This window comes from Methylorubrum podarium (assembly GCF_022179745.1).
GTDB classification, from domain to species: domain Bacteria; phylum Pseudomonadota; class Alphaproteobacteria; order Rhizobiales; family Beijerinckiaceae; genus Methylobacterium; species Methylobacterium podarium.
In genome coordinates this window covers 1-4,928 of the sequence record NZ_BPRD01000357.1, presented here as the reverse complement: position 1 = coordinate 4,928, position 4,928 = coordinate 1, and the positions used below count along the sequence as shown (strand labels likewise).

Below are 4,928 nucleotides of genomic sequence, written 5' to 3'. Positions count from 1 at the left end.
GCCGTTCGCTTGGAGCCCCCCTGTCGGGCGGGCTCCAAGCGAACGGCCGCTCCCTTGAGTGATCTCTCACGAAACTCCCGTTGCGCCGACATGCCCATCGCTGAAGCAGGCTGTGGGCGGGAGTTTCGCGAGGCACTCTGAGCCGGCCACGCCGCTTCCCATCTTTAATGGAAATCCGTGATGCCCGGTAGCGACCAACGCTGTTCACGCAAGGGTCCCAACGCGCGAACCGGAGTCCGGGTTTAACGTCTCACGGACGCATTGGGGTCGCAGTGCCGAAACGCACTTTCTTAGCCCCCTCTCGACGGTTCGCCGGAACCGGGCCGTCGGCGGGCCGCGTTACGCGCCGCGAAGCTGAAACCGCTCGGGGATGCTCGCGGGCGGGCGCGCGTCGAGGAAGCGCAGGACGTCGCCCGCCGGTTGCGGGCGGGCGAGATGGTAGCCCTGCATGAAGGGGCAGCCCATGGCCTGAAGTGTGGCGAGGTCGTCCGCCGTCTCGACCCCCTCGGCCACGACTTCGAGGCCGAGGGCCCGGCCGAGGCCGAGCACCGCCTGGACCAGGCCGCGCTTGTCCTCGGCCTCGGTCAGTCCCGTGACGAGGCTGCGGTCGATCTTGACCCGGTCGGCCCGCAGCTGACGCACCGAGGCCAGCGACGAGTAGCCGGTTCCGAAGTCGTCGAGCGCCATCCGGATCCCGGCCCGCGACAGCGCCAGCAGCTTGCCCTGCACCGCCTCGATGTCGAGCGCCGTCTCCTCGGTGATCTCGATCTCCAGGGCGGTCGCCGGAAGGCCGAGCAGCCGGAGACGCCCGAGCACGATCTCATCGACGGCGACCTGAGCCATCTCCCGCGGCGAGACGTTCATCGCCACCGAGAGGTCGTGACGGCCCCGGTCGCGCAGCGCGCACAGCATCCTGCAGACCTGCTCCAGGATGAAGCGCAGCAGCGATTCCGTCAGCCCGGCCATGGCGGCGGCGGCGATCAGGTCGCCCGGCGGCACCCAGCCATGCACCGGATGGTGCCAGCGCACCAGCGCCTCCAGATTGGTCACGCTGCGGCCGTCCTGGCCGAAGATCGGCTGGAACCACACTTCCAGCTCGCCCTCGGTCAGGGCCAGCGAGAGGTCGCGCTCGCAGTCGCGCCGCATCTCGAGGCGCACGCGCAGCCCCTCGTCGAACAGGCGGAAGTGGTTGCGGCCGGAATGCTTGGCGGCGTAGAGCGCCTCGTCGGCGCAGCTCAGGAGATGCGTCAGGCTGTCCGCCGGGTGCGGGCAGATGCCGATGCTCATGCCGAGCCGGCCCGTATCGAAGCTCTCGAACGGTTCGGCCACGGTGCGGATGAGGCGATCCGCGAGCGCGGCCGGGCTCTCGACCACCCGCGCGGTGTCGTAGGCGAGGGCGAACTCGTCCCCGCCGAGGCGGGCCGCGTCGCAATCCGCCGGCAGGGCGGTGCGGAGCCGGCGGGCGACCTCGGCGAGGACGCGGTCGCCGGTGGTATGGCCGTAGACGTCGTTGACCGACTTGAAGCCGTCGAGGTCGAGCAGCATCAGGCAGAGGGCTTCCCCGGCGGCCAGCCGCTCCTCCGCCCGCTGGACGAAGCCCGCGCGGTTCAGGAGGCCGGTCAGGCCGTCATGCGTCGCCCGCTGGCGCATCTCCTCCGCCAGGGCGCTCGCGCTCGCGTGGGCCGCCTTGCGCGCCTCGGCCAGGGCGGTCGCCTCGTTCTTCAGGCGGCTCGTCTCGCGAAACCCTCGCTCGGTGGCGATCGTGCTGCGGATCAGCGCGGCCAGGTACAGCAGCACGGCGGCGGCGAGGCAGTCCCGATCGAAGCCGCCGACGGCGATCAGGCAGACGGTGGCCGACAGGAGCGGCGGCGTGATGAAGCAGATCGGGATCCGCGCGTAGGCGATGCCGTGCGTCACCGCTCCGGCCGTGATCCCGCAGGTGATGGTGAGATAGAACAGCGTCTGCGCCGTGGTGTAGCCGTCGCTGAGGACCGGCAGGAAGGCCCAGACGGAACCGGAGAGCAGCGCCACGAGGCAGGCCAGCCGCAGGTGCCGGTCGATCGAGCGGGCGGCGGCCTCGCCCGAGATCGGGAGTTCGTCCGGAGGCATCGCCAAGCCCGCGCAGGGCGCGCGGCAGAGCCCCAAGCGCAGCAGGTTCACCGCCAGGGATGCGGCGAACCAGAGCCCGCCCACCGCGCCGTACCCCGAATTCAGGGCCACTAGGAAGCTCGCCAGACCGAGCAGCATGTTGATGGGCAGCGCCTGCTGCACGCTGGCCCGCACCGCGTCGAGCTGGTCGCGGCGGATCTGCCGATCGAGATGCGGCCCGGTGCTCGGACGTGGGCGCATGGAGAACGAGCCTGGATCAGACGCTTCGGAGATGAAGCGTACTGCTTCTACGGGCAAAGACGTAACAGATGGTTGAAGCCCGCTCGCCTTCGCGTTGCCGGTCGAGACGTCGAAATGGTCGCCTCAAGCCAAGGTTCGACTTCGTCTCTGCCTGAGATGATCTTTCGGCAATGGAGGATGAGGCAGGCAGGCAAGCGAGGGAGCCGTGTCCGCACCATCGATGGCCCCGGCCCGATCGGCGTCTTGGTTCGGAGGGAGCCGACTTCCAGCGCGGTTTCGGCCTCGTCGCGCTCCCCTCGCGCCGGCGTCGGGACCGTGCCCGCGCTCCTCGGCCGCCCGTCCGGCGGGCCCGTCTCACCCCTTCTTGCGCAAGGGCCTCACGAGGCAGCCGGCACTCGGCACGAAACCGTTCGCGGCGCAGAAGTCCGGCAGGCCGGGCTCCTCGGCGGCGGCCAGGATCTGGATCGCGCCGCAGCCCGCCATCCGCGCAGCCTGTGCGGCGGCCTTCAGCAACTGGCGGCCCACGCCGCGGCGGCGTCCGTCTGGGGCGACCAGCAGCATCGTGATCTGCGCCGTCAGCGAGGCCTGGTCGAGCACCGGGTACCAGTGCAGCACCACGATTCCGCTCGGCGGCCCCCATTCGAGGGCGAGCAGCGCCGTACCGTGGCCGTAACGAAGGGCCTCGAGTTGCTCGGCCAGGCGATGCGAGGGCACCGGATGGCCCGCGGCGCTCAACAGCTCCGCCAGTCCCGCCGCGTCGGCCGGCAGCGCCGAGCGGATCTCCAGTCCATAGCGGCTTCCCAAAAGCGCCTCCGCCCGATGCCGTCCTCACCCTGCCGCGCGGCGCCGCGGACCGACCGCGCTCGCTCCCGGCCGGGAGGCGGGTGATCCACGGTCGCGGCCCCGGAGGCAAGGCGATGCGCACTCTTTTCGAGCGCGCACGCTCTCCACATCGGACCGGGGCGGCGGGGTGTCGACGGTTCACCTCATGCGAGGGCGGCGAGCAACCGCGAAAAATCGTCCGGCAAAGGGCTCTCGAAGCGCAGGCGTGCGCCGGAGCGCGGGTGGAGGAAGCCCAGTTCGGCCGCGTGCAAGGCTTGCCGTCCGAGATCCTGCAGGGCGGCGCGGGCAGGCTCGGCGAGCCGGGCCGCCTTGGTCTTGAAGGCGCCGCCATAGACGAGATCGCCCAGGAGCGGGTGACCGCGGTGGCTCAGATGGACCCGGATCTGATGGGTGCGGCCGGTTTCCAGGCGGCAGCGCAGCAGCGCGACGATGCCGTCGGCACCGGGCAGCGCCTCGACCCGGTAGTGGGTGATCGCCTCCCGCCCCTCGCCCTCGCGAACCACGGCGATCTTCTCGCGGTTGTGGCGCGAGCGGGCGAGATTCGCGCGGATCGTGCCCGCCCGCGGCTCCGGCACGCCCCAGACCAGGGCGAGATAGGCCCGCTCCAGCGCCCCGCTTCGGCCGTGGTCGGCGAATTGCGCCGAGAGACCCTGGTGGGCGAGGTCGTTCTTGGCGACGACGAGCAGCCCGCTCGTGTCCTTGTCGAGACGGTGCACGATGCCCGGCCGGCGCACGCCGCCGATGCCGGACAGGCTCGCGCCGCAATGGGCGATCAGCCGGTTCACCAGGGTGCCGTCCTCGTGCCCCGCCGCCGGATGCACGACGAGGCCCGCCGGCTTGTCGATGACGATGAGATCCTCGTCCTCATGGATGACGGTGAGCGGAAGCGCCTCGCCCAGCGGCTCAGCGGGAAGCGGCGCCGGAACGCTGAGATCGATCCGGCTGCCGGCAGCGACCTTGCGGGCGGGATCGCGGACCACCGCCCCGTCGCAGCGCACGAGACCGTCGCGCACCAGCGTCTGGAGCCGGGCGCGGGAGAGATCGTCGAAGGCTCGGGCGAGGACGCGGTCGAGCCGCTCGGGGAGAACTCCCTCGTCGCGGACGAGGCTGCGCGCCTCGTCCGCGCCGGGAACCGTGGAATGCACCGTGGAGGACACCGTGAGGTTTCTCGTCGTTTCGCCCCGGAAAGCGCTTGCGGGGCCGGGGATGCCTCGCTATACGAACCCCCGTCGGCCCGGAAGCTCCCATCGTCTAGCGGTCTAGGACGTCGCCCTCTCACGGCGAAAACAGGGGTTCGAGTCCCCTTGGGAGCGCCACCGGCTCAATCACCCTAAAAAATCTGATTTTTCTTGCTGTGCGAAAGCCTGCGCGTGCGGGCTGAGGCAGGGCAATCCGCGCTTTATGCTGGCGCGAGCGGAAACTTCTATTGGCGGGTGACTTTGCATCATTCGCATGTCGGGCGATGAGAACGTCCCCCTAATCGCCGGCCCCCTCCCCTCTCTGGTCGCCGGCACACATCGCGCGTGAGCAGACCGGCCCCTGCCGCGAGTGCCCTGGACAACGAAAAGCCCGCTGCCTTTTCAGGTCAGCGGGCTGCGTGTCGTTGTGCTGGTGGTCGTCGTAGTGTGTGTGTTTGGTTGCGGGGGCTGGATTTGAACCAGCGACCTTCAGGTTATGAGCCTGACGAGCTACCGGGCTGCTCCACCCCGCGCCGGTGTTGGTGGTGTGCCGATCCC

At 70.3% G+C, this 4,928-nt stretch carries 3 protein-coding genes and 2 tRNA genes; 1 reads left to right on the top strand and 4 read right to left on the bottom strand.

Annotation, left to right across the window (positions count from 1 at the left end):
* Positions 1–339: 339 nt before the first annotated feature.
* The 3 genes from MFF42_RS17555 to MFF42_RS17545 form a co-directional block, all read right to left on the bottom strand.
* A complete protein-coding gene (locus tag MFF42_RS17555; protein ID WP_238256898.1) occupies positions 340–2,349 on the bottom strand; it encodes a putative bifunctional diguanylate cyclase/phosphodiesterase in 2,010 nt (669 codons plus the stop codon).
* A gap of 354 nt (positions 2,350–2,703) precedes the next feature.
* Positions 2,704–3,153 (bottom strand): GNAT family N-acetyltransferase, encoded by a 450-nt coding sequence (locus tag MFF42_RS17550; protein WP_238256897.1) that lies wholly within the window; start codon positions 3,151–3,153, stop codon positions 2,704–2,706.
* Positions 3,154–3,335: 182 nt separating this feature from the next.
* A complete protein-coding gene (locus MFF42_RS17545) occupies positions 3,336–4,349 on the bottom strand; it encodes an RluA family pseudouridine synthase (RefSeq protein WP_238256896.1) in 1,014 nt (337 codons plus the stop codon).
* A gap of 83 nt (positions 4,350–4,432) precedes the next feature.
* On the opposite strand from MFF42_RS17545, the gene MFF42_RS17540 reads away from it, so the two are divergent.
* Positions 4,433–4,508: transfer RNA gene (locus tag MFF42_RS17540), tRNA-Glu, on the top strand.
* Positions 4,509–4,826: 318 nt separating this feature from the next.
* On the opposite strand, the gene MFF42_RS17535 is transcribed toward MFF42_RS17540, so the two are convergent.
* Positions 4,827–4,903, bottom strand: a tRNA-Met gene (locus MFF42_RS17535).
* Positions 4,904–4,928 lie beyond the last annotated feature (25 nt).